The 22,727-nt window shown below is 55.2% G+C and carries 22 protein-coding genes, 1 tRNA gene and 1 pseudogene; 15 read left to right on the top strand and 9 right to left on the bottom strand.

The features are described from left to right. Window positions 1–39 precede the first annotated feature (39 nt). The gene (locus tag Q4D85_RS09705; RefSeq protein ID WP_303200036.1) at window positions 40–264 is read right to left on the bottom strand and encodes a DUF3073 domain-containing protein; all 225 of its coding nucleotides are present in this window, start codon (window positions 262–264) and stop codon (window positions 40–42) included. Window positions 265–464: 200 nt separating this feature from the next. Then, window positions 465–1,586, bottom strand: a complete 1,122-nt coding sequence (locus tag Q4D85_RS09700) for a folate-binding protein YgfZ (protein ID WP_303200034.1) — start codon at window positions 1,584–1,586, stop codon at window positions 465–467. 53 nt (window positions 1,587–1,639) lie between these two features. Here Q4D85_RS09700 and Q4D85_RS09695 point away from each other — a divergent pair, with 53 nt between their 5' ends. Continuing rightward, window positions 1,640–2,563, top strand: coding sequence for an aminodeoxychorismate lyase (locus tag Q4D85_RS09695; RefSeq protein WP_303200032.1), 924 nt, complete (start codon window positions 1,640–1,642; stop codon window positions 2,561–2,563). Here Q4D85_RS09695 and Q4D85_RS09690 read toward each other — a convergent pair. After that, entirely contained in the window at window positions 2,560–3,252 is a 693-nt protein-coding gene (locus tag Q4D85_RS09690; RefSeq protein WP_303200030.1) for an FABP family protein, read from the bottom strand. The genes Q4D85_RS09695 and Q4D85_RS09690 overlap by 4 nt on opposite strands. A gap of 66 nt (window positions 3,253–3,318) precedes the next feature. On the opposite strand from Q4D85_RS09690, the gene Q4D85_RS09685 reads away from it, so the two are divergent. Beyond that, window positions 3,319–4,368: a diacylglycerol kinase family protein gene (locus Q4D85_RS09685; protein ID WP_303200028.1), complete on the top strand. Its 1,050-nt coding sequence runs from the start codon at window positions 3,319–3,321 to the stop codon at window positions 4,366–4,368. Between the two features lie 633 nt (window positions 4,369–5,001). On the opposite strand, the gene Q4D85_RS09680 is transcribed toward Q4D85_RS09685, so the two are convergent. Next, window positions 5,002–5,859, bottom strand: coding sequence for a DUF2993 domain-containing protein (locus tag Q4D85_RS09680; RefSeq protein WP_303200026.1), 858 nt, complete (start codon window positions 5,857–5,859; stop codon window positions 5,002–5,004). Between Q4D85_RS09680 and mshD the strand changes: the two genes are divergently transcribed. Next, entirely contained in the window at window positions 5,858–6,754 is an 897-nt protein-coding gene (mshD, locus tag Q4D85_RS09675; RefSeq protein ID WP_303200023.1) for a mycothiol synthase, read from the top strand. The genes Q4D85_RS09680 and mshD overlap by 2 nt on opposite strands. A gap of 4 nt (window positions 6,755–6,758) precedes the next feature. On the opposite strand, the gene dusB is transcribed toward mshD, so the two are convergent. After that, window positions 6,759–7,904 carry a tRNA dihydrouridine synthase DusB gene (gene dusB / locus Q4D85_RS09670; protein WP_303200021.1) on the bottom strand — a complete coding sequence of 382 codons (1,146 nt, stop codon included), beginning with the start codon at window positions 7,902–7,904 and terminating at the stop codon, window positions 6,759–6,761. 403 nt (window positions 7,905–8,307) lie between these two features. On the opposite strand from dusB, the gene Q4D85_RS09665 reads away from it, so the two are divergent. From Q4D85_RS09665 to Q4D85_RS09655, 3 genes are all read left to right on the top strand, one after another. After that, entirely contained in the window at window positions 8,308–9,825 is a 1,518-nt protein-coding gene (locus Q4D85_RS09665; RefSeq protein WP_303200018.1) for an acetyl-CoA hydrolase/transferase family protein, read from the top strand. Window positions 9,826–10,001: 176 nt separating this feature from the next. Next, window positions 10,002–10,853 (top strand): PTS sugar transporter subunit IIA, encoded by an 852-nt coding sequence (locus tag Q4D85_RS09660; protein ID WP_303200016.1) that lies wholly within the window; start codon window positions 10,002–10,004, stop codon window positions 10,851–10,853. A gap of 9 nt (window positions 10,854–10,862) precedes the next feature. Beyond that, a complete protein-coding gene (locus Q4D85_RS09655) occupies window positions 10,863–12,401 on the top strand; it encodes a PTS ascorbate transporter subunit IIC (RefSeq protein ID WP_303200014.1) in 1,539 nt (512 codons plus the stop codon). Here the strand turns inward: Q4D85_RS09655 and Q4D85_RS09650 are convergent. Beyond that, window positions 12,398–12,571: a hypothetical protein gene (locus Q4D85_RS09650; RefSeq protein ID WP_303200011.1), complete on the bottom strand. Its 174-nt coding sequence runs from the start codon at window positions 12,569–12,571 to the stop codon at window positions 12,398–12,400. The genes Q4D85_RS09655 and Q4D85_RS09650 overlap by 4 nt on opposite strands. Window positions 12,572–12,584: 13 nt before the next feature. Between Q4D85_RS09650 and Q4D85_RS09645 the strand changes: the two genes are divergently transcribed. The 8 genes and pseudogenes from Q4D85_RS09645 (at window position 12,585) to Q4D85_RS09615 (ending at window position 16,018) form a co-directional block, all read left to right on the top strand. Further along, a tRNA-Lys gene (locus Q4D85_RS09645) sits at window positions 12,585–12,660 on the top strand. 175 nt (window positions 12,661–12,835) lie between these two features. Further along, window positions 12,836–13,141 carry a nucleotidyltransferase family protein gene (locus Q4D85_RS09640; protein ID WP_303200009.1) on the top strand — a complete coding sequence of 102 codons (306 nt, stop codon included), beginning with the start codon at window positions 12,836–12,838 and terminating at the stop codon, window positions 13,139–13,141. 20 nt (window positions 13,142–13,161) lie between these two features. Beyond that, window positions 13,162–13,323 (top strand): hypothetical protein, encoded by a 162-nt coding sequence (locus Q4D85_RS09635; protein ID WP_303200007.1) that lies wholly within the window; start codon window positions 13,162–13,164, stop codon window positions 13,321–13,323. Between the two features lie 27 nt (window positions 13,324–13,350). Further along, a pseudogene (locus Q4D85_RS14520) lies at window positions 13,351–13,491 on the top strand (HepT-like ribonuclease domain-containing protein); the annotation flags it as partial. Window positions 13,492–13,657: 166 nt separating this feature from the next. Then, complete coding sequence (locus tag Q4D85_RS09630) at window positions 13,658–13,978, top strand: hypothetical protein (protein ID WP_303200005.1); 321 nt, start codon at window positions 13,658–13,660, stop codon at window positions 13,976–13,978. 149 nt (window positions 13,979–14,127) lie between these two features. Beyond that, on the top strand, window positions 14,128–14,652 hold the full coding sequence (locus Q4D85_RS09625) for a hypothetical protein (RefSeq protein ID WP_303200003.1): 525 nt from the start codon (window positions 14,128–14,130) through the stop codon (window positions 14,650–14,652). Window positions 14,653–14,855: 203 nt separating this feature from the next. Then, complete coding sequence (locus Q4D85_RS09620) at window positions 14,856–15,410, top strand: hypothetical protein (protein ID WP_303200001.1); 555 nt, start codon at window positions 14,856–14,858, stop codon at window positions 15,408–15,410. A gap of 86 nt (window positions 15,411–15,496) precedes the next feature. Further along, a complete protein-coding gene (locus tag Q4D85_RS09615; protein ID WP_303199999.1) occupies window positions 15,497–16,018 on the top strand; it encodes a hypothetical protein in 522 nt (173 codons plus the stop codon). Between the two features lie 117 nt (window positions 16,019–16,135). Here the strand turns inward: Q4D85_RS09615 and Q4D85_RS09610 are convergent, their stop codons facing one another. The 3 genes from Q4D85_RS09610 to Q4D85_RS09600 are packed head-to-tail and all read right to left on the bottom strand — an operon-like array spanning window position 16,136 to window position 18,848. Then, entirely contained in the window at window positions 16,136–16,696 is a 561-nt protein-coding gene (locus Q4D85_RS09610; RefSeq protein ID WP_303199997.1) for a TetR/AcrR family transcriptional regulator, read from the bottom strand. A gap of 55 nt (window positions 16,697–16,751) precedes the next feature. After that, window positions 16,752–18,404 (bottom strand): ABC-ATPase domain-containing protein, encoded by a 1,653-nt coding sequence (locus tag Q4D85_RS09605; RefSeq protein ID WP_303199995.1) that lies wholly within the window; start codon window positions 18,402–18,404, stop codon window positions 16,752–16,754. A gap of 24 nt (window positions 18,405–18,428) precedes the next feature. After that, on the bottom strand, window positions 18,429–18,848 hold the full coding sequence (locus Q4D85_RS09600; RefSeq protein WP_303199994.1) for a helix-turn-helix domain-containing protein: 420 nt from the start codon (window positions 18,846–18,848) through the stop codon (window positions 18,429–18,431). A 357-nt stretch (window positions 18,849–19,205) separates the two neighbouring features. Between Q4D85_RS09600 and Q4D85_RS09595 the strand changes: the two genes are divergently transcribed. Then, window positions 19,206–22,721, top strand: a complete 3,516-nt coding sequence (locus Q4D85_RS09595) for a helicase-related protein (RefSeq protein ID WP_303199992.1) — start codon at window positions 19,206–19,208, stop codon at window positions 22,719–22,721. The last annotated feature ends 6 nt before the right edge of the window (window positions 22,722–22,727 follow it).

Here is a 22,727-nt window from a genome sequence, read left to right as displayed (position 1 = left end):
GTGAGGGGTGTAGCTACCGGTCGGCGATGACGGCTGTGGCTACTTCTTCTCATCTTCTTCGTCTTCAACCCAGTCGGCATACTCAGAATATGCATCCGCATAATCGTCGTAGTCGTCATCGTAATCGTCGTGTCGATCGTTGTTACGACTTGGGGACTGTCCGGCTAGCTCACGTTGCAAAGAGTCCAAATCCATATTTGGAGTGTTGTACTTCAGCTGGCGTGCAACCTTGGTCTGCTTTGCCTTCGCGCGACCGCGACCCATGGCATGACCCCCTTGGTACTAAGCGGAGCATCCCTGGGAATTTGGAATGCTCCGTGGGCTTTCAATCAATACAGTATGTTTTCCTGTATGACACAATAGCGTGAAATGGGTCGGTTTGTCGCACTGGGGCTCTGACCTAGGCAAATAATGTGCAAAATCCCAGTACCCAGAAAAACCAAGTCCCCCTTTTTTCGGTTACATCAGTCCTTTGACAGCCCTTTGAGCCGGTTGAGCGCCGCCCGGCCCGCCTGGCTGGACTCCTCAACCGGGATGGAATCGGGATCAATGCTGATCGCGGTATCGCCGCTGTGCAGCACTGTAGGTGTCTCCGCGTGGACGACGCTGCGTTTAATAAGCGCTAATCCGATAGGTCCTAATTCCCAATCATGAACCACGGTGCCGAGTCTGCCGACGACTTTCCCCGCAGCTTCAATCGGAGCACCAGGTTCCGGCAACTGCGGCGCGGAACCATCAAGGTGCACCATGACCAGCAGCCGAGGGGAGCGGCCTAAGTTCTCCACCCGGGCGATGGTTTCCTGGCCGCGGTAACACCCCTTGTTCAGCGCCACCGCGCCTGTAGTATCCCCGCGGTTAATCAGGTGCGGAATCTCGTGCGGAATGGTCTTATCGTCGAAATCAATCCCCGCCTCCGGGATCGTGTTTTTCACCCGCTCGGCGGTATAGGCCATCAACCCGGTGGGTGCCCACCCGGCGTCGATAAGCTCCGTGGCGACAGCGGAAAGCTGACTTTCTGGAACGAAACAATCCCGGCGCACCCCGGCACTCCACGCGCCCACCCGGCTAAACGCGACCGCGTCGGGAAGCGAAACAGCATCGTCGGTGGGAGACATAAGGCTGATGATCCGCAGATCGGTCGGCGTGATCTCCACCTCCGACCAGAAAACCCGCAAGTTAAGGTAGTCGATGAGGTTGGCAGCGTGTTCCGGGGCGAGGTCGAGATAGAAACTACGATCGTGAATGCTCACATCAATTAGCTGTTCAATGCGCCCCTGGCCGTCAAGGTTAATTGCCTGGGCAGAAAACCCATCCGGTTGGTCGATGAGCTTCTGGCTAAGCAGGCTGTTTAAAAACGTGGCGGAATCCGCGCCGCTGACCGCAAAAACCGGACGGTTGGACCGATCAACCAACCCACGCGTTTCGAAATTGCGTTGCTCGCCTAACGGGTTGCCGTAATGCCACGCGACCGACCGCAGGCTCGGGAAATCGTAGTCTTGGCATTCGGCCGCGCCGGGAAGCGCCAATAGCGGGGAGGTATACGTCGATTCAGGGGTGGTTTGGGAAGTTTTTTCAGAATTTGTCACGCAATCGATGGTAGCGCGTCATATGTTCATCGATCCAAGGCATAATCAGACATATGGCTTCCCGAGTTCAGCCCCCGTCCGCCCCCATCGCACCAATCGTCTTAGCGGTGGAACCTTTCGGCGGTTCCGCTAGAAACCATAACCCCAATCTGCCATTGGTTTTTTGGGATGATGCGGCGGTCACACGCGGCGATGGCGTCTTCGAGACGTTGCTCATGCGCGGCGGCCGGGCGTGCAATGTGCAGCGCCACATTGATCGGTTCTGCGCCTCCGCCCAGCTGTTGGACCTGCCGCAGCCAGCACTCGAAGCGTGGGAAAAAGCCACCGAATTAGCCGCCCAGATGTGGTTTTCCCAGACCGATCGGGACGCCTCCTGTGTCTGGACGTACACGCGGGGACGGGAAAGCACCGGGATTCCCAGCGCCTGGTTGGTGGTGAAAGAAGTCGGCGAAAAAACCGTCGAACAGCGCGAATCGGGTGTGAAAGTCATGACCGGCGCGCGCGGCTATAGCATTCAGGCCACGGCCGATGAAGCAAATACTGATGCTGCCACCCCGCCGTGGCTGGTGGTGGGGGCGAAAACGCTGAATTACGCGGCGAATATGGCGGCGCTGCGGTGGGCGAAATCCCAAGGCTTCGACGATGTTATCTTCACCGACGGCGACCAGGTGTTGGAGGGCGCTACCTCAACCGTGGTCACGGTACGGGGCAATAAAATCCGCACCCCAATCTCCGGCGGCGAGATTCTGCCCGGCACCACCGCCGCAGCACTGTTTGCCTACGCCACCGACCACGGCTGGCGGTGTAAAGAAAAGAATTTGCTTGTCGACGACCTCCACCGCGCCGACAGCGTATGGCTTTTAAGCTCGGTGCGCATTGCCACCCGGGTGACCCAATTGGATGAGAAAAAACTCCCGAAGCCCGCCAATGAGGCGGAAATCCGGGAGTTAATAGAAGCGGCGTTGGCTGCCCCTTAACCCATGACGCGGCGCAGCTCAGCGGACATGCGGGGGATAAGCTCCCCATCGATCATGCGCTCGTCAACCCAGCCTAAATTGTTATTCGGCATCAGCCCGTAGAGTCGCTTGCCCGCGCCTAAAAACTCCGGCCCGGTGGCGGTTACCATCGTGGAGGCGGATTCTAATTCCCACGCGCGCTCATTCAACGGCTGGCCGTACATGATCTCCACCGCGCCCAGCGAGGAGGCGATGACCAATTCGATTTCGTCCTTGGCGTTAATCCGCCAGAAACCCGTCTCGCGGTGATCTAATAACGTGGCATTGCCTTCCTCATCAAGATTCCAAATGCGGGACTCGTAGGTGAGGTAATTCTCGCCATCGTGGGCAATAATCAGCTGCTGGCCGAAGCTGGCAATAGTGTCATCTTCCAGCGGTTTCTGGCCGGTTCCCCGCCACACGCCAACCAATGGCAATAACGCCAGGAGGCCATCGTGCAAACTTGGGCCCTCCCGCAGGTTCGCAGTGTCGTCCGGGATCGGAAGGTCACCTAAACCGGGGATATTACGGTGCGCGGATTCTTTCCATTCCTCCGCCGCACGGTCAACGGCCGCGCTGCCGGAGAGTGACACCTGAGGTGAGGTTGACTCCTGGCTTGCGGCTGCATCGCCTGGGGTATCGGGGATTGAATGAGGTGATTGTTCAGTCATGATTAACCACAATACACCGGTGATAGTCTCCCTATTGAGCCCAGATTGCGGCTAGGGTGGGGAGACGTGAAGGCATTGTTGATCTCAAACCCAAATTCCACCACACAGCAACCAGAGCTGTTCCGCCACCTGATTCCTGTGCTGCGAAACGTACCCGGGTTGCATCTACACGCCCAATTTACCCACCACGCTGGCCACGCCACCACACTATGTGAGGGGCTCACCCGCGCCGACTACGACGTCGTCATCGCCGTTGGCGGCGACGGAACAGTCAACGAGGTTATCAATGGGCTGCTCGGCTCGGTTCCTGCGGCCGGGGAAGCGTCGAAAAGCTACCACGACATTCCCGCACTCGCCGCCATCCCCACCGGTTCTGCCAACGTATTCGCCCGCGCGCTGGGCTTCCCGCCGGAACCCATCCAGGCTACTGAGACGCTCGCCCACACCCTGCGGCACGGGCTCACCCGCACCATCGACATGGGAACCTGGAACGACAAATGGTTCGCCGTTAACGCCGGATTCGGCATCGACGCCGACGTGATCGCCAACATGGAACGGGTACGGCAACGCGGCTTCTCCGCAACCCCGCTGCGCTACCTGCGCGTCACCGCCCGGGCGTGGCGTCGGCTGCGCAAATACCCGCCCAATATCAGCGTTTCCGCCGTCAACCGGGACGGCGAACGCCGCGACATCGCAAAACTCCCCGTATGCATGGCATCCAACACCAACCCGTGGTCCTTCTTCGGCCCGCTCCCGGTGGTCACAAACCCTCGCAACTCCTTCGACGTGGGACTAGGACTGTTCGGCGTCACCCGCCTCGACGGTATCGCGGGTGCCACCACCATGCTGCAAATGCTGGGCGCGAACTTGCCCCGGTTTGTCACCTCCTGGCTCAACGAACGAACCTTCGTTTTCGACGACACCATGGAAGCCACCCTCACCTGCGCAAAAACTCAACGCTTCCAGGTTGACGGCGAATACGCTGGCGACTTCACCTCCGTCACCTTAGGCGCAATCCCCGAGGCAATCGAGGTGTACGCCCCCGCCGACAAGGTAACCCCCACCCCCATGTCCTGGGTTCGCCTCGCGCTCAGCTTCTTCGACATCCGGCTCTAACTCGCCTCACCTGTTTGCTGCGAAGCGTAGATTTAAAGGGTTGCTGACGCCCCGTCGCGCACACTTTCGCAGCACTCATGTTTGTGCTGGTTGTGGTGCGTAAAGTGGTGTGCTGCGAAGTTGGGATTTGAGGGGATTCTGTCAGGGTGGTTTTTGCAGGAACGCAGCACTCATGTTTGTGCTGGTTGTGGTGCGTAAAGTGGTGTGCTGCGAAGTTGGGATTTGAGGGGATTCTGTCAGGGTGGTTTTTGTAGGAACGCAGCACACAGCTTGTCGACGGGGCCAGATTCGTTCGTAGTGGTGTGACGTTGATTGATTGCGGTTAGTGGTGTGCTGCGAAGCATAGATTTAAAGGGTTGCTGACGCCCCGTCGCGCATGCTTTCGCAGCACTCATGTTTGGGCTGGTTGTGGTGCGTAAAGTGGTGTGCTGCGAAGTTGGGATTTGAGGGGGTTCCGGCGGAGTGATTTTTGTAGGAACGCAGCACACAGCTTGTCGACGGGTCCAGGTTCGTTCGTAGTGGTGTGACGTTGATTAGTTGCGGTTAGTGGTGTGCTGCGAAGTTGGGATTTGAGGGGATTCTGGCGGGGTGGATTTTATAGGAACGCAGCACACAGCTGGTGGGGTTAAAGCGTTAATTGGGGTTGTTGGAGTCGCTGGCTTTTGGGATGAGATCCTCGGTGTGAACTACGACATTGCGTTCTTGGGACTCGAAATAAATGGTGCCGCCGTTGGAAGCGACGTAGCTTGCTTGCCGGGCAAGCGGAAGGGTGCGGGTGTTCAGTTCCCAGCGAAACGCATCCAAGATTTGGGCTTCTGTATGGCTGTTGGGGCCGGATTCGGGTACTAAACCACGGTCGATAAGCTGCACCGGATTCAGGTGAAACATTTTGCCCACCAGCCGCAATTCCGCCAATACCACCACTGGACCCGGCCAGCCGGGGGCGGTACCCGTCAACCGAACCTCAGCGACCGCGCCGCCAGCAGGGGAAATGTCGTAGGGGTGGGAAATATCAAGATCAGAAATGCCCAATTGGGACCCCAATGCCACCGCGTCCAATGCCACGCCGCGGCTAATCAATGCGGCTTTAGAGCCATCGATATCGCCAGCGAGTAGCTGCTCCTTGGATACGTCGACGTCGGTAAGCGACGTGTGGGCGCGGAGGAGGCCGAATGGTTCAACGGATACATCCGTCATGGAAACGTACATGTCCGGCAGCGTGCCGGTTATCATCGCGGCGGAAAACGGAAAACCGCCTAAATACACCTCAGGGGCGGCGGCTAATTCGGCGATGCTTTCCACCCGGTCGGATAGGCGTTTCTCACTGCGCGCAGCAATGGAGGTGTCCACCACCCAGGCGGATGCCAGCAACCCGGCGAGGGTGGTGAGGGTAACCACAATCCGTTTTATTCTGCGCTTTTTAGAACTCACCCCTCCATAGTTACTACAAGCCGCGTCGAAAAGCAGAAAATGAGTACTCTCGGTAGTCATGAACGTCACGATGCACATGGGGCAGCTTCCACCACCCCTTTACGACGCCACCAAAAAGCTCCTTAGGGCCGCACTCGACCACGACGGTGTGCCGCCACTGTCCGAACAATTCCTCATAGGTCTCACCGACGCCAGCCGAGGCCACACCCACGCACTGCTGTTTCGTCACACTGTCTCCGAACCCGCCCAATTCGGCAATATCATCGGCATAGCAACCAGCGACGGAAACACCCTAGAAATGGTCGTCCACCCCGACTTCCGCCGCAGCAAAGGCGCAACGGCGCTGAAAGCCGCATTCCCCACCACCCCGATCTGGGCGCACGGAAATCTGCCCGAAGCACAGCAATTCGCCGAGGCATTCGGGCTGACACCGGCCCGGGAACTGCTGGTCATGGCAGCCGATATCACCCCGCAGGAAGTGCCGCCCCTGCCCACCGGGTTGACATTGCTCAATGCACCGGAAGCGATCGAACGTTTCGGCCAGCGCCACTTCGATAATCAATGGCTTATTGCGAACAACCAGGCATTTAATTGGCACCCGGAGCAAGGGGACTGGGATCAAAACCGGCTCGATGCCGCCCGAAACACCGACTGGTACCGACCCGAAGATGTGCTCACGTTGTGGGATAACGACATCATGCTGGGTTTCCACTGGATGAAACGGCACGGCGAGCTTAGCGAAGGCGCCGACGCCGAGGTGTACGTCATCGGGCTTGCCGACGCCGGACGCGGGCGCGGGCTGGGGGCAATCCTGTTAAGCGCAGGTATTAATCACCTTTACGACGAAGGGGCGCGCCGGGTCATCCTGTACGTAGAATCCGACAACGCCCCAGCCGTCGCAGCTTACGAGGCGCTAGGTTTCACAACCATCGAGCGGCACGTCCTATATAACTAGTTCGCTAGCCGCCGGAATGCATGATATCGGCGCCTTCCGGAACGGTTTCATCTTCTGGGTCATCAAGCCACCCCTCCGGCAAAATGACTTTAGCGGGCGAGCCTTTCCGGCCCCGAGCGCCGTCGGAGTCGTCGGCAAGCGCGGTCGAATCCGCCCACGGTGCGAGCACCCGGCGGAGATCATCAAGGCTGGAAATTGCGGACAGCTGGGAACGCACCTCGCCGCCAACCGGGAAGCCACGTAAATACCACCCCATGTGTTTGCGTAAATCCCGGCAGCCCTTCTCCTCACCATCGTGGGCGATGAGAAGCTCCGCATGGCGAATGATGATCCGGGTAACCTCGCCCAACGTGGGTTCCGGCGGAATCTCCGTGCCCCGCAACGCCGCAGATAACTCGGCAAAAAGCCACGGGCGGCCCAGACAACCCCGTCCCACGACGACGCCATCACAACCAGTTTCCGTCATCATCTTCTGCGCATCGGTGGCCTTGAAAATATCGCCATTGCCCAGCACCGGAATACCCGTGTCGGCGAGATGCTCCTTCAACCGGGCGATCTCCGACCAATCCGCCGCGCCCGAATACCGCTGGGCGGCGGTACGAGCATGCAATGCCACGGCTGCTGCGCCTTCAGCCACCGCAATTCGGCCCGCGTCCAAATGCGTGTGGTGTTCATCGTCAATGCCGATGCGAAACTTCACCGTGACTGGGATGTCCGTACCCTCGGTGGCTTTCACGGCAGCTGCGACGATATTGCCGAATAGGCGGCGTTTATAAGGCAAGGCGGAGCCGCCGCCGCGCCGGGTAACTTTCGGAACCGGGCAGCCGAAATTCATGTCGATGTGATCCGCGAGGTCCTCATCAACGATCTTTTTCGCCGCCTTGTAGGTGTACTCCGGGTCGGTGGTGTACAGCTGCATCGAACGCGGTGATTCGTCCGGGCCGAACGTCGTCATATGCATTGTTTTCTCATTGCCTTCGTACAAGGCGCGCGCGGTAATCATCTCGCAGACGTACAAACCGGAAACGGTTCCGGTTTTTTCCAGTTCTTGTTCGCGGCATAGTGTGCGGAAGGCGACGTTAGTCACCCCAGCCATGGGTGCTAGGACCACCGGTGAGGCGAGTTCAATGGAGCCAATGCGTAAAGTCACGCCTCTTATTGTTCCAACTATGCGTATTAGTCCCAAACCGAAACTCGCCGGTACGCGGAATTGGGCGTTGGGGAGGCAAGCGGGTGTGGAGATTATTGGTTCGAGGTGGAAAAAGTGGGGAACAAATGGGGGAGGGGCGGGGCAAAAGGTAGCGGGAAATTCTGCGGGGTAAACCGCCGTGTTACCAGCGAATATTGGCATTTCGCTTTGGTAGTTTGTGGGAAGTTAGGTTAAACAGGGGGCTAAAGTCGCCCTAATGCGTTATTGTGGTCTCCGTAACTAATTTGTGCTGCCATTGGGTTGTCTCACATTTTAAGAGGCTGTCTAAAAGGCGGTGTTACAGCATCAGCTTTCCTTATATCGGCCATTGGGGTTGGTGTGAGGGTTAACGAGGAGGAAATTAATGTCTGAGCGCATTGCGAACGCCAAGCTTGCTGGCAAGGTCATGTCCGCTGAGGAGGCCGCGCAATTCGTCAATCACGGCGATAAAGTAGGTATTTCTGGCTTCACCGGCGCGGGCTACCCAAAGGCGCTGCCCACCGCGATTGCTGAGCGGGCAAAAGAGGCTCACGCACGTGGCGACGAATACATGATCGACCTGTTCACCGGTGCTTCCACCGCCCCTGACTGCGATGGTGTGCTTGCCGAGGCCGACGCAATTCGCTTCCGTACCCCATACCAGTCCGACCCAATCCTGCGTAACAAGATCAACGAGGGTGTATCCCTCTATGCTGACTACCACCTGTCCGAGTCGGGCATGTACGTTGAGCAGGGCTTCTTCGGCAAGATGAACGTCGCTATTGTTGAGGCCGTTCGCATCACCGAAGAAGGCCACATCGTGCCATCCTCCTCCGTTGGTAACAACGTTGAGTACCTTGATGCCGCAGAAAAGATCATCATTGAGGTTAACTCCTGGCAGTCACTGGAGCTCGAAGGCATGGCGGACATCTACCGCATCAAGCCGCTGCCAAACCGCCAGCCAATTCCGATCACCGATCCAGGTCAGCGCATCGGCACCACCTCCATCGACATTGATGTGGATAAGGTTGTTGCTGTTGTCGAGACCGATCTGCCAGACCGCAACGCACCGTTTAAGCCTATCGACGATCAGTCGAAGCAGATCGCAGGGCACTTCCTCGACTTCCTGGAGGGTGAAGTCGCAGCTGGCCGCCTCACTTACGACGGCTACATCATGCAGTCCGGCGTGGGCAACGTGCCAAACGCCGTGATGGCTGGTCTGTTGGACTCCAAGTTCGAGAACATCCGCGCCTACACTGAAGTTATCCAGGACGGCATGGTCGACCTGATCGACGCAGGCAAGATGACCATCGCTTCGGCAACGTCCTTCTCGCTTTCTCCGGAATATGCAGAGCGGATGAATAACGAGGCTTCCAAGTACTCCAAGCAGATCATCCTGCGTCCGCAGCAGATCTCCAACCACCCTGAGGTTGTTCGCCGCCTCGGCCTGATCTGCACCAACGGCCTGATCGAGGCCGACATCTACGGCAACGTCAACTCCACCAACGTGATCGGTTCCCGCATCATGAACGGTGTAGGTGGTTCCGCTGACTTCACTCGAAACGGCTACATCTCCTCCTTCATCACCCCATCGGATGCAAAGAACGGCGACATCTCCGCGATCGTCCCATTCGTGTCCCATGTGGACCACACCGAGCAGGACGTCAAGGTCGTTATCACCGAATACGGTTACGCTGACCTGCGCGGCCTGGCACCACGCGAGCGTGTGAAGAAGATGATTGCATTGGCCCACCCGGATTACCGGCCACTGCTGGAAGAGTACTACGAGCGCGCAGAGGCTCTTGCTAAGGAACGCAAGACCCTGCAGACGCCACACGATTTGGCAACCGCATTCTCCTTCCACCAGCGCTTCGCTGAGACGGGCTCCATGAAGATCAAGTAAGTCTTCATCCCACTAAAAGTGGTGGTGTGATTACCCACGAAAGAGGTCATCACACCACCACTTTTCTGTCTTTTATCAGTGATAACTAAGCCTATTGATAAGAAATAGGTGTGTGCCTATTACCGCAGCTAATCTGACGTAACTTACGGCCAAAAACTCAACTACTATGCAGTGGTATGAGCACAATTTCACAATTCCTGGCGCCGTCGCGCATCACGCTCGACGTCCCCGCCAGCACCTGGCAGGCAGCGATCCGGCTTGCCGGAGATCTACTAGAAACCGAAGACGTAGCAACGGCCGACTACACCGACGCAATGATCGACACGGTAAAAACCAAAGGCCCCTACATCGTAATTGCTCCTGGTTTCGCATTCGCTCACGCACAGTTCAGCACAGCCGTCAAAACCACCGGCATGTCCGTGGTTCGGCTGCGGGAACCGGTGAAGTTCGGGCACGAAACCAACGACCCGGTGCGCATCGTATTGGCCTTAGCCGCAACCGACCATTCCGCCCACCTTGCGGCGATGGGGCAGATGGCGCGGGTTATCGGTGACGTGGAGCGTCGAAAAGCATTGGAAACCGCCGCCACCCCGGAGGAATTCTTAGCAATTCTTGACACCCCGACAGCGTCAGCAACGGCCAAGCCGCAGACTACAGCGCAGGCTACGGCGCAGGCTACGGGCGGACGCGAGGTGACGCCGACAAGTGCGTCGACAAGCGTGAGTGATGCGGTGCCATCGACCGGCAAAATCCTCACAGTGTGCGGAAACGGGCTGGGAACCTCACTGTTTCTGAAGAACTCACTCGACGAGCTGCTAGTGCGCTGGGGCTGGGCGAAATACATGTCGGTGGAAGCCACCGACACCATATCGGCGAAGGGCAAGGCGAAGGAAGCCGACGCCATTCTCACCTCCGGCGCTATCGCTCAGGCGCTTGGCGATGTCGGGGTTCCGGTGCGGGTCATTCAGGACTTCACGTCGCTTTCCGAAATCGATGCTGCGCTGCGCAGCCTCTACGTTGTCGAATAAGGGCAGATCATGGACTTTCTTACCAGTATTCCTAGTTTCCTCGTCAATGAAATTCTCTCGGTGCCGGCCTTCCTCATCGGCATCATCACCGCCGTTGGCCTCGCCGCCATGAAACGACCCGGTGGGCAGATCATCGGCGGCGCTATCAAAGCCACCCTGGGCTTCCTGCTCATCGGGGCTGGCGCGACGCTGGTCGTGGCATCCCTGGAACCGCTCGGCGCCATGATTACCGGTGCAACTGGTGCCCAGGGTGTGGTGCCCACCAACGAAGCAATCGTCGGTATCGCCCAAGAGAAGTTCGGCTCCCAAGTTGCCTGGATCATGATCGCAGGTTTTGCCATTTCACTACTGCTCGCCCGATTTACTCCGCTACGGTACGTGTTCCTCACCGGCCACCACGTTCTGTTTATGGCCACGATGGTGACCATCATTTTCGCCTCCGCCGGTTGGGATTCGTGGCTGGCGATCCTGCTCGGTTCGCTGGGGTTGGCTATCGTTATGGTGTCGCTGTCGGCATTTGCGCACCCGTTTACCCGCAAGATCACCGGGGATGATTCGATCGCTATTGGCCACTTCGGCACCGCAGGTTACGTTGCCGCCGCCGCAGTGGGTAAGGCCGTGGGCAAAAACAGCCGCTCCACTGAGGACATGAAGCTGCCTGAGGGTCTGCGCTTTTTGCGCGACTCCATGGTTTCCACCGCCTTGTCGATGGCGCTGATGTACATCGTGCTCGCCATTCTGTTCATGGTGCGCGCTGGAACCGAAGAGGCATTCACCGCGTTTGAAGACGGTGCTAGCTCCGTCGGCAACTACCTGGTGCAGTCGTTTACCCAAGGTTTGCAGTTTGGTGTCGCCGTCGCCGTGATCCTGTTCGGTGTGCGCACCGTGCTGGGCGAATTGGTACCTGCATTCCAAGGCATCGCCAAGAAGGTGGTGCCCGGCGCAATCCCGGCTCTTGACTGCCCGATTGTATTCCCGTACGCCCAGAATGCGGTGCTCATCGGCTTCATCTTCTCCTTCTTAGGCGGTTTGGCTGGCCTTGCCATCTTGTCGGTGTGGCTCAACCCAGCATTCGGCCTGGCGTTGATCCTGCCTGGCCTGGTGCCGCACTTCTTCACCGGTGGTGCGGCTGGTGTCTACGGCAACGCAACCGGCGGCCGTCGGGGTGCCATGCTGGGTGCTTTCGTCAACGGCCTGCTGATTACGTTCCTGCCGTCGATCCTGCTCGGTGTGCTCGGCGAATTTGGCGGGGAGAACACCACGTTCGGCGACGCCGACTTCGGCTGGTTCGGCATCGCTATCGGTACTTCTGCGCACGCTGGCCTGGCCGTGGGCGTTATTGGGGTGCTGGTGGTCTACGCGATCGTGCTGTTCGGCGCCATCGCGGTGCAGAAGAAATTCGTCGACGGCGTTTCCATCACTCCGCTTAATGCCGCAGCAGCAACTCCGGTAGACGCCCCGGCAACTCCTGCGGTTGCCGCCAGCACGTATCCGAAGATTCTGCCGCCGGAAGGCGCACCACAGCCGCCGCGCGCAGCAGAAATCTAAATGAGATAAAAGGCGTCAGGCGTCGCGTCGTCAGTTTCGGCAGCGCGGCGTCCCACGCCTTTTGCTTTTCGACGCCCCACGCACCCGCCCACGTTACGTATCGGGGCAGGTAAAACTGCGATTTCCAAACTTCCGTAGAAACCGCTAAAATAGCTCTCTGTTGGTTGCATTCATTTCAACCATGGGCCTTTAGCTCAGCTGGTAGAGCTACGGACTTTTAATCCGCAGGTCCCGGGTTCGAGCCCCGGAGGGCCCACCATTAGTGTTTTACTCGAACCCTCATCATGGAGATTTTTTCGTGATGAGGGTTTTGGGTGTGTTGGTGTAGCTTCACCTCGTGATCGTTGGGAAAAGATGGGGTGAAGAGGTGCATCGGGGCGAGCCATTAATCTAGTCATTCACCTGCGGTTTTTCGCGCGGTATAATGCGAACATATGATCACTCCATCAACCTCAACGCAAAACTATGACCTGCCCAAAGAGCAGATCGTTTTAGCTATTTTGCGCAGATTTGGTGTGGTGCGGGCACAGCTGTTTGGTAGCGCTGCGCGCGGTGAGCTTGGGCCAAATAGTGACATTGATTTGCTCGTTGAATTAGATGGAAAGGTGGATTATGGCAAACTTTTGCTTCTCTCTGAGGAGTTAGAGGTAGCCACCGGTAGGCGTTTTGACGTCCTTACTTCTATTAAAGAAGTTTTTCGCCCCTATATTGAGCCCGAACTTGTGGAACTGCCACTGTGAAGTCCGTTACCCCTTATCTAATGATGACGATAGACGCGGGACGTCGAGCATCGTCATACAAACCAGCTACATTGGATAAATTTTTGGCTGCTCCAATTATTCAAGACGCAGTATGCATGCGGCTCCAGGAAATGGGCGAGAATCTGTCGAAAATCCGTCGAAATTTCCCCGACTATTTCTAACGAGTACATTCAGGTAGTTGGAATAAGCTCATTGGTCTACGCAACATCATCTCCCATGGTTACGGTGAGGTGGATATGGAAATTGTTTGGGAGATATTGGAAGAACATCTCGACGCCTTAATTGCAGAACTTGAAAAGTCTGTAGCAGACTGGCTACAGCTAAACTAGCTCTTCTGGTTGTGGTTTTTGGCAGGGGGTTGGGATTTAAGGGACAAAAAGTGTGTCTGGTTGATGTTTCGTGGACAGTTGCAGTCGACCGTGGCGGCTAACCACTTGCGCGATTCGGGTTACGATGAAAAGCGCAACCATGTTTGGCAAAACAAACTGGTGCTTTATGGAGCTTCGTGGCACGACGGACAAAAATTTTTATCGCGAAAGGGGCCAGGAAATGAAGCCTATCACTATAGCCACGCTGGTCAGCTGGGGTTTAACACTTGGGTTGGTTGTGCTTGCTTTGGTTCTGCGGGCCATCGATTCTGGTGAAAATGGCATGAACTTCGGATATGCCTTCGCGCTGATGGGAGCTATGGCGATGGGGCTGATTGCGCTGGTGATAACGGTTGCAAATATCATCAGCCGCGCGATTACGAAACGCCTCGCCATTAAACACGGACTTACAGGTCATCTGACAGAAGCTTCCACCCGACCTGAATAAAGGTAACTGGTTTCGGTGGGCGTCGAAAAGCGGGCGGAGATACCAACAACCGTCAGTGACGATGCGGCTGTACGCAGTGCGAAGTAACACAAGGCTGGGTTCTGGCGATTTATTAAAGGAAAAGGCAATCTCAAAGAAAGGATATTGCTATGGCTTTGGGTCGTAAGATCGCAGCAATCGCGATGGCAGCTGGAATTGCAATCGCAGGTCAGCCAGCGGCAATGGCTAGGGATGTCAAGATGCCGTTCCCACTCGGTGGCGTACATACTGTTGATTTCCATGGTGGCGCGGTTTGCCACTGGCCAGGCGGAAAGGGAAACAGTCCGGTTCAACAGCGCTTCTTCGTCAGTGCATACGACAAGGACATGAACAACAACGGCAAGATTATCTTCTATATCGGTAACTTCTTGCCATTCAACTCAGCAACAGTGAACTGGAAGAACAAGACTACTGGTAAGGAAGGTTCGCAGACTGTTCGTTCGATCGGTAAGGAAATTGCGATCGGGGACATCGACACTGGCGTGGGTGAGATTGAGGCAACCTACACGGTGACTCGTTCGCTATTCCCAACCCTCAACCCGAGCTCCTCTTTCCCATTGTTCTCGGCAACACATACGGAGAACATCACCGCGCCTGCTATTGATCCAGTGGCGTGTGAGAAAGCTCCGGGTTAATTGTCGTCATGGCTGGGTGGAATGTTTGTTGTACATTCAGCCAGAATTTCCCTTGGGTTCATAAAGTGGCCTGCTTCGGTAAGGGGTGGGCCACTTTTGTTTATGGTTTTTAACGCTGTCGGTGCCGGTCAGCGAGGCAGCATTAAAATATGAAGTAACGGACTTCGATAAGTAAAAGTTAATTTCAGGAAGGAGACAGCATCATGTCTATAGGGCGCAGAATAATGGCAGCTGTGCTAACCGCTAGCGTTGTGTTTGCTGGTTCAGCAGTGGGGATTGCGCAGGCGGATGAGGCTAACAAAATGATGGCTCAAGAAGAGCGGAATGTGCGGATGTTTTACCCACGTGGCGGTGAACACACGATGAGATTCGTTATGGGGACCATCTGCAATTGGGACAAAAACAACCCGCAAGGACCGATCGATCAATCGATCTCGCATTACATCTACGATAAGGATGAGTTCCACGAAAACGTCATCGATGCGGCTAGTTCACATTTTCTAACGCATAACTCGTATACCGTGAAGTGGAAGAATAGAACCACAGGTCAGGAGGGCACGTTTACAGGCCGCACCCTGGGAAGTAGCGCGATGTCTGGGCATATCAAAACCGGTATCGGCGAGATTGAGACGACGGTAACGCTCACGCGCTCCTTGCTTCCGACACTCCATCCAGGATCGTCCGTCCCGTTTGTGTCGGGCACGCACAGCGAAACGTTCGTATTGCCAGCTGCTAGTCGCGCAGCGTGCGGTTTGTAGAAGGGGCGTTAATTCGTCCGCTTGACGGTTTTGTCGCGCCAGCTTTGGTTTTCGTATTTTTTAACAGAGTTAAGGAGGAGAACACCATGTCTTTCGGACGTAAGCTAATAGCCGTTGCGGTGGCGGTTGGCCTTGCTTTCGCCAGCCAACCAGCGGCAATTGCTAGGGATGTATTAATGCCGTATCCGCTTATCGGGTTACGGGAAGTCGATTTTGAAGCTGGTACTAAGTGTGTGCCACCCGGCGGCAAGGGCTATGTGCCATTCGAGCAATCGCTGTACTTCAGCATCGAAGACGATGATTCGCCGGTGATCGGTTCGGGCGATTTCGATCTCAATAAAATCCTGCCATACAACACGGCGACGGTTCATTGGAAGAACAAAGCTACCGGGCAGGAAGGCACGAAGACCGTTCATTCGGTTGGCCGAAATATCTCAGGATATGACATATTTACTGGTGTTGGGGAAATCGAAGCGACGCTGACGATTACTCGTTCGATATTCCCGGAGAATTCCTCCGTGCAGTGGTTTAGTACCACCCACACCGAGACGTTCACTGCTCCTGCCCGCGATGCGCAGGTGTGTAAAAACTGGCCGCGTCGTCCATAAGTTTTGGGCTTTTCGACGCACCACCGCCGCACGTCACATGCTGGCCTGCCTGAGCACCCCTGAGCGGGCCAGCATGCTAATTTAACAGATGTAAAACTTTTTCCTTTTGTAAAACTTCTAGGAAACGTTGTGGGCGGGAAATGCTGAAACGCTGTCAAGAATCCGGTTAAGATCATCAGCGGGGCTTACTATGTGAGCCTGCGGATTATTAGCAACAGCTGCCACATGTTTCGTTAACGTCCATACGACACCCGCGGCAAGAAAATCCCACAGGTTATCGTCGTATTCGACAGCACCCGACCGGCTGTACAACCAACCGGCGGTGAGTTTTACTGCATGGGCGTGAAATTCCATCCCACTGGGGCCATCGTAAATATGCCAATAGAACTGAGCATCGCTCTCAACAGCTGCGATCAACTCAGCAATCTGGTCGCCGGAATCACCGGAGATCGCGGCAAAAACCTGAGCTAACCTGGCGCTGCCTGCGGCAGCGAATAAAGACCCTAAATCGGTGAAATGCTGATAGAACGTGGGGCGACTCATGCCAGCGGTACTCACAACGGTCGTAACCGAAATCTCGGCGGCGGGCGAGTGGCTTAACAATGTATCGGCTGCGGCGATAAGGGCCGCGCGGGAACGGGCGGCGACGGGATTTTCCCGCCGGAAAGCTGGCTGCATACCCAAGACTTTAACAAAAATTAAAGCTATTACAGGCGTAAATAACAGGTTATTTTCAGCGCACGAGCTTCAATCCTCGATACCTATTTACAGCTGCGATAACGTCCTGCCGACGGGGCTTAGCAAATAACCCCGGATGCCCGTTATGAGGGGCGATAACCGCAAGCCCATCGGCGGCAATGGCGTCGAAAAGCGAATCTACCAGGGCAGTCACACTTAAAGTTCCATCCGTACGCGCGGCCACCCACTCAAGCGCATGGGCGATACCCGTGGTTTGCGAGGCATCAATGAGCTGAATCAAGCCCGAAAGGTCGATCGTGTCCTTGCCGTACCGAATCTCAGTGCGCCCCAACGCCTTCGCCGGTTTGCGCTTATCAGCAGCCTGCAACCCGCCGCGCGCCGGAATTCGGGGGAGCGCGGCGAAATCGCTTTTCGACGCCACCTGCGTCTCCACCAAACCACCCGCGATTGCATGCGCCTGGTCCGTGACGTCGCGGGGAACATAGGAATTCATGGCGATCACCACGTCGGCCTTTTCAAAGAACGCCCCGGAACCACCAGCAACCACGATTGTGGATACGCCCAATGTAGTAAACAACGGGCGAACGCGCTGCACAAACGGGGTGATTGGCTCGTCGCTGGCCGGAATCAGCTCTTGCATCAACGCGTCGCGGATCATGAAATTCGTCGCCGAAGTATCCTCATCAATCAGCAACGTGGTGGCACCCGCGGACACAGCTTCCACCACATTCGCCGCCTGCGACGTTGAGCCCGACGCATTCGCGGTGGAAAACCACCTGGTATCCACCCCGGACGGCACATTGGAAATAAACGGCGAGATATCAACGCCCGTCACCGCGCGGCCATCTTCGGCACGCACAGCGGTTGCATCCGCCCTGCTAATCACCCATTCCCGACCATCGCCACGGATGTGGTTATATATCCCGTGCTCAATGGAACGCAGCAACGTGGATTTCCCGTGGTATCCGCCGCCAACAATCACCGTAACTCCAGCGGGGATTCCCATTCCCGTAATCGTTGCGCCACTTGGAACGGTCACCGATACCGCCAACGATTCCGGCGAAACAAACGGCACCGCATCAAGGCTAAGCGGCAGGTCACTATCCCCGGAACGCCGGGGCAAAATTGCACCATTTCCCACGAAAGCCACCAAACCCCGACGGGCCAATTGCGCACGAATGAACTCCTGATCCCTTACCAGCGCAACATGTGCCGCCAATTCGCCCGTATCGAAATCAAGGCAATAGCCGATAACGTCTGGAAGCGTGTGGCACAACAATCGTGCCGCCGACCGGCCTTTAATCCGACGCCCCGCCGCCGGAAGCGCCACAGTGCAGCGAATAATCAGCTCGGACTTTGTTATCACAACATTCGTTCGTTCCATCACTGCTTGGATCGGTCGCCCCACACTCACCGCCGAATCCACCGCTCTATCCGCAGCCCTGCGCATAAGGAAATCCGCGACCGCAATCCGGCCAGCATCATCGCTGATGAGCTCGTCAGAAATCCCAGCCGCCGCACGGGGAATAGCCACCTGCATCAACGACGGCGGTGCATAAGGGTCGCTTTGTACCCGATCAATCGATAACCGCCCCACCCGAAGATCATAAGAACCTTTGATGCTTTTATACGCACCATATCCCTTGCCATCTAAGGAGTTAAGAAGACGATTCAGCTGCGAAGACATGACACCCAATGTAGCAAGGGATTTCTACGTTAAGGATTCCTCAAAGTCGATCAGCTCAAAGATCGCTTCGCGTTCTGTGTGCTTCATCTCCTCCCGAAGCGCACATACCTCGTGGGTGTTAAGCCGATGGTGGCTTCCCACCTTTCGGGCAGTCAAACGGCCGCTGCGGATCAACTTCATCACCGTAGGGCGTGAAACATTCAGCATGGAAGCGGCTGCCGTGGTTGTCACTTCCGTAGGCATTGCGGAAATAGAGATGGTTTCACCTTGTGCAAGAGCATCTCGGATGTCTAAAAGCAAGGCTGTAACTTCTTGGGGGATGCTACTTGCGCGGACATCCTTTGATGAACTATCGCCATTTAGTTTTTCCATAAACGTAGCGATTGACTTTTGTTCGTCTTCGTCTAGCAGTATGGAGCAAGTGTTGTGAACTGTAATTGACATGTTGTTATGCACCCCATTTTTGATTCCTTTGCCAGCCCATAGAGGCATGTATCACCATCGTAGGGGTTTCACTTATAACTGTAAAGCTTTGTTTTTACAGATCTACTTCATGGAATAACCGGATAGGAGGTCATAAAAGCATCATCACAGGATTGCTTCTCTGGCCTGTGTAATGGGGTGGTGTCCGCAGGCATTTTAAGTAACCATCTGCTACCAAAACCTAAAATTCGGCTAAATGCTACGGTATTCTATTGTGTGCAATAACGGTTTATGGGGAGCTTCGGCGGTGCACACGCAATCTAAAACCGCAGTAACTGCACTTTCCCATTTATCACTCTTAAGGTATTTGAAAATGCTATGCAGGAAGCCAATTTTCACACTCGTCCAGGAGACGAACCAGTGCGCATAAGTGATTTGAAATCAGGGCAACGGCTGCGTGGTGTGAGTTCGCAGGGGATCGTGGAACTGGTCGCTGTGATCGAAATGCCGGATGATCTTGCCGAAATAGTGTTCAAAGACGGTGAAGGAAAGACTGACGCCCGCATGGTGACGGGCAGTGACTTGGCCCAAATTTCTGTTGTTACAGATGCTGAGGCCGCGCCGAAGTTTACAGGAGATCCAGATGATTTCCGCCTAGCCGCCGAAGCATTGCGTATTAAATACGCGGCGTTATATGACCCAATAGCTGCGGTCAATAGTTCAGACGTTGACCCGTTACCACATCAAATCCGCGCAGTATATGAAGAGTTATTGCCCCGAGTCCCGTTGCGCTTTTTGCTTGCCGACGACCCCGGCGCGGGTAAAACCATCATGGCTGGGTTGTATATCAAAGAGCTCATTTTGAGATCCGATTGCGAGCGCGCGATCATCGTCGCGCCGGGTGGTCTGGTGGAGCAATGGCGAGACGAGCTGGCGCAGAAATTTGATGTTCGGTTCGAGATTTTCAACCCGCAGTTTGCCCAAGAACAAATGTCCAATCCGTTTGTGGATCAACCGTTCTTGATTGTGCGGATGGATCAACTGTCACGTAACGAAGAATTACTAACGCAGCTACGCGCCGTAACGTGGGATATTGCCATTGTCGATGAGGCACACCGCATGTCCGCTAGGTATTCCACCTGGTCGGGGGATGTTGAGCAAACAAAACGCTTCAAGCTAGGGCAACTTCTGTCGGAAACCGCGCATCACTTTTTGCTGATGACAGCTACTCCGCATGCGGGCAAGGAAGAAGACTTTCAGCTTTTTATGTCGTTGTTGGATAGGGACAGGTTTGAAGGCCAATTCCGGGATGGGGTGCATCGTACGGACACTAAGGGGCTTATGCGACGGATGGTGAAAGAGGAATTATTAACCTTTGAAGGCAAACCGCTGTTCCCAGAGCGTCGCGCTTACACGGTGTCGTATGAACTCAGCCCCGGCGAACGCAAACTTTATGAAGAAGTTTCTGACTATGTACGCACTGAAATGGGGCGGGCTGACCAAATCATCCAATCTGGTGATGGAAGGCGCGGAAATAACGTTGGTTTTGCGTTGACGGTTTTGCAGCGCAGGTTAGCGTCTAGCCCAGAAGCTATTTTGAGGTCGTTGGAGCGTCGTAGCGAGAAGCTCACAGAGCAGTTAAAGCAGCTGAGACAAACTGGTGGTAAACCAGTAGTGTATTCGGTTGACCGGGCTTTCGATGCAGATATTCCACTATTTGATATCAGTATTGAAGAACAGGTCCAATTGGAATTTGCTATTGAAGACCTAGTGGGAAGCTCTACCGCTGCGAAGACCATTCCAGAATTAGAATATGAAATTACAGTTCTCGGCAATCTTATTCGTTTGGCACGTCAGGTGCGTAGTACCGATGAAGATAAAAAATGGGTGGAACTGCGCACTATCCTTGATGAACAACTCCTAGCAAAAAACGACGGTGATTCTCGCAAGATCATCGTGTTTACGGAGCATCGGGATACGTTGAATTACTTGGAACAAAAGATCCGAACGCAATTTGGCCGAGCAGAAGCTGTTCTTACCATTGACGGCACGACTTCTAGGGACGAACGGCTCCGCGTTCGAGAGAAGTTCACCCATGATCCAGAGGCGGTAGTGTTACTTGCTACTGATGCGGCAGGGGAGGGGCTGAACTTGCAACGTGCCCATTTGATGGTGAATTACGACTTGCCGTGGAACCCTAATCGGATTGAGCAACGGTTTGGCCGGATTCACCGTATCGGACAGCGGGAGGTGTGCCACCTATGGAATCTCGTGGCTGAAGATACCCGCGAAGGTGCAGTATTTAGCCGGTTGCTGAGCAAAATTGACAATATGAACCGAGCCTACAATGGCAACTTATTCAATGTCCTAGGCGAAGACGGTGCATTTGAGAACCGGTCATTGCGGGACTTGCTTATCGAGGCCATCCGATACGGAGATAAACCGCAAACCAAAGAGAAACTCGATCACATCATTGATGCCAGTGTCTCCATGGGATTAGAGGACATTATGACTGAGCGAGCGCTACATAAAGACATGTTTGACCCCCTTTGCCTGGATGAAGTGCGTAAACGAATGGAGAATGCCCGGGAGCGAAAACTTCAACCTGGTTTTATTAGCGCTTTCTTCATCCCTGCGTTCAAAAGGTTAGGCGGAGCAATACATAAACGCGAACAAGGACGCTATGAAATAACGCGTGTTCCTGCACAAGTGAAACAAGCCGTACACAACACTCCTGGTCTAACTCCCATAACTGATCGCTATGAACGAGTGACTTTCGATACGAAGTTCATTGAGCACCCGTCGCGAATTGACGCGACTTTGATTGCGCCGGGTCATGCGTTGCTTCACGCGGTTATTGAGCAAACCATTGCTGGGCTTCCTGATGTTTTACGTGAGGGTACGGTTTTCGTCGATCGAAGTGATAAGCAGCTAAGCGAACCGGTATTGCTCTATACCCTCGAACAATGCATTACGGCGGGTGCTAAGGAGGATGTGGTATCCCACCATTTCGACTACGTACAACTGACCGAATCTGGTGAGATTACCAATACCTCTGCACCTGTGTATTTGAACTACGAACCACCAACGGAACAGGAATACACCAAGATCACAGAGATATTAAATCAACCGTGGCTGAAAACTAACCACGATAGCGATGTTCGTGGGTGGAGTTTTCAATACGGAATGCAGCCGCGCCTTGCTGAGGTTAAATTTCGGCGGGATATTGACATTGAACGTACCCGCACCCAGGTTCTAGAACGCCTCAATGCCGAAATCAACCACTGGGATGAACAATACAATCGCCTCTATGCGCTAGAGCAACAAGGGACAACTGGCCGGTTGCGCGCTGAGACGGCCAAGAGCCGCGTGCTGGAATTGGAACAGCGGCTTACAAACCGCATGGCTGAATTGGACGAATCCGCCAAACTTGTACCCAAACGAGTGGAAATTCGTGGCGTTGCGTTGGTTATTCCCAGCGCAATGCTGGAAACCAGTCCAACCCGCAACACGAAAGAAGTAGAGCGCCGCGCCGTCGAAGCCGTCCTCAATGCTGAACGCAAATTGGGCCGCAACCCGGAGGAGATGCAGCATAATAATCCCGGTTTTGATATTCGTTCCACTACACCCACCCAAAGCAACCTCTATATTGAGGTGAAAGGTCGGATCGCTGGGGCTGATTCTTTCACCATCACAGCAAACGAGGTGGCTTTCGCCCAAACCCAAGGCGATCACCACATACTGGCCTTGGTTAAAGTCCATCCTGATGGCCCCCAATATGACCAAGTGCGATACATAACCCACGCCTTTGACCACATTGAATCCGCAATTACTACCCACGCTTACACCGAGAAGTGGGATGCGTATTGGGATATGGGCACCCCACCGCAATAAACTAGG

The sequence above is a fragment of the Corynebacterium sp. genome (assembly GCF_030532965.1).
In the GTDB taxonomy this organism is placed as follows: domain Bacteria; phylum Actinomycetota; class Actinomycetes; order Mycobacteriales; family Mycobacteriaceae; genus Corynebacterium.
The sequence above is the reverse complement of the archived record's forward strand: the minus strand, read 5'-3'. Positions and strand labels throughout refer to the sequence as shown.

Bases quoted from the DNA above. Each gene is read 5' to 3' on its own strand.
- Q4D85_RS09705 (WP_303200036.1), bottom strand. From the start codon at position 264: ATGGGTCGCGGTCGCGCGAAGGCAAAGCAGACCAAGGTTGCACGCCAG.
- Q4D85_RS09695 (WP_303200032.1), top strand. From the start codon at position 1,640: ATGGCTTCCCGAGTTCAGCCCCCGTCCGCCCCCATCGCACCAATCGTC.
- Q4D85_RS09690 (WP_303200030.1), bottom strand. From the start codon at position 3,252: ATGACTGAACAATCACCTCATTCAATCCCCGATACCCCAGGCGATGCA.
- mshD (WP_303200023.1), top strand. From the start codon at position 5,858: ATGAACGTCACGATGCACATGGGGCAGCTTCCACCACCCCTTTACGAC.
- Q4D85_RS09680 (WP_303200026.1), bottom strand. From the start codon at position 5,859: ATGACTACCGAGAGTACTCATTTTCTGCTTTTCGACGCGGCTTGTAGT.
- Q4D85_RS09665 (WP_303200018.1), top strand. From the start codon at position 8,308: ATGTCTGAGCGCATTGCGAACGCCAAGCTTGCTGGCAAGGTCATGTCC.
- Q4D85_RS09660 (WP_303200016.1), top strand. From the start codon at position 10,002: ATGAGCACAATTTCACAATTCCTGGCGCCGTCGCGCATCACGCTCGAC.
- Q4D85_RS09655 (WP_303200014.1), top strand. From the start codon at position 10,863: ATGGACTTTCTTACCAGTATTCCTAGTTTCCTCGTCAATGAAATTCTC.
- Q4D85_RS09650 (WP_303200011.1), bottom strand. From the start codon at position 12,571: ATGCAACCAACAGAGAGCTATTTTAGCGGTTTCTACGGAAGTTTGGAA.
- Q4D85_RS09640 (WP_303200009.1), top strand. From the start codon at position 12,836: ATGATCACTCCATCAACCTCAACGCAAAACTATGACCTGCCCAAAGAG.
- Q4D85_RS09635 (WP_303200007.1), top strand. From the start codon at position 13,162: ATGATGACGATAGACGCGGGACGTCGAGCATCGTCATACAAACCAGCT.
- Q4D85_RS09630 (WP_303200005.1), top strand. From the start codon at position 13,658: ATGGAGCTTCGTGGCACGACGGACAAAAATTTTTATCGCGAAAGGGGC.
- Q4D85_RS09625 (WP_303200003.1), top strand. From the start codon at position 14,128: ATGGCTTTGGGTCGTAAGATCGCAGCAATCGCGATGGCAGCTGGAATT.
- Q4D85_RS09620 (WP_303200001.1), top strand. From the start codon at position 14,856: ATGTCTATAGGGCGCAGAATAATGGCAGCTGTGCTAACCGCTAGCGTT.
- Q4D85_RS09615 (WP_303199999.1), top strand. From the start codon at position 15,497: ATGTCTTTCGGACGTAAGCTAATAGCCGTTGCGGTGGCGGTTGGCCTT.
- Q4D85_RS09610 (WP_303199997.1), bottom strand. From the start codon at position 16,696: ATGCAGCCAGCTTTCCGGCGGGAAAATCCCGTCGCCGCCCGTTCCCGC.
- Q4D85_RS09605 (WP_303199995.1), bottom strand. From the start codon at position 18,404: ATGTCTTCGCAGCTGAATCGTCTTCTTAACTCCTTAGATGGCAAGGGA.
- Q4D85_RS09600 (WP_303199994.1), bottom strand. From the start codon at position 18,848: ATGTCAATTACAGTTCACAACACTTGCTCCATACTGCTAGACGAAGAC.
- Q4D85_RS09595 (WP_303199992.1), top strand. From the start codon at position 19,206: ATGCAGGAAGCCAATTTTCACACTCGTCCAGGAGACGAACCAGTGCGC.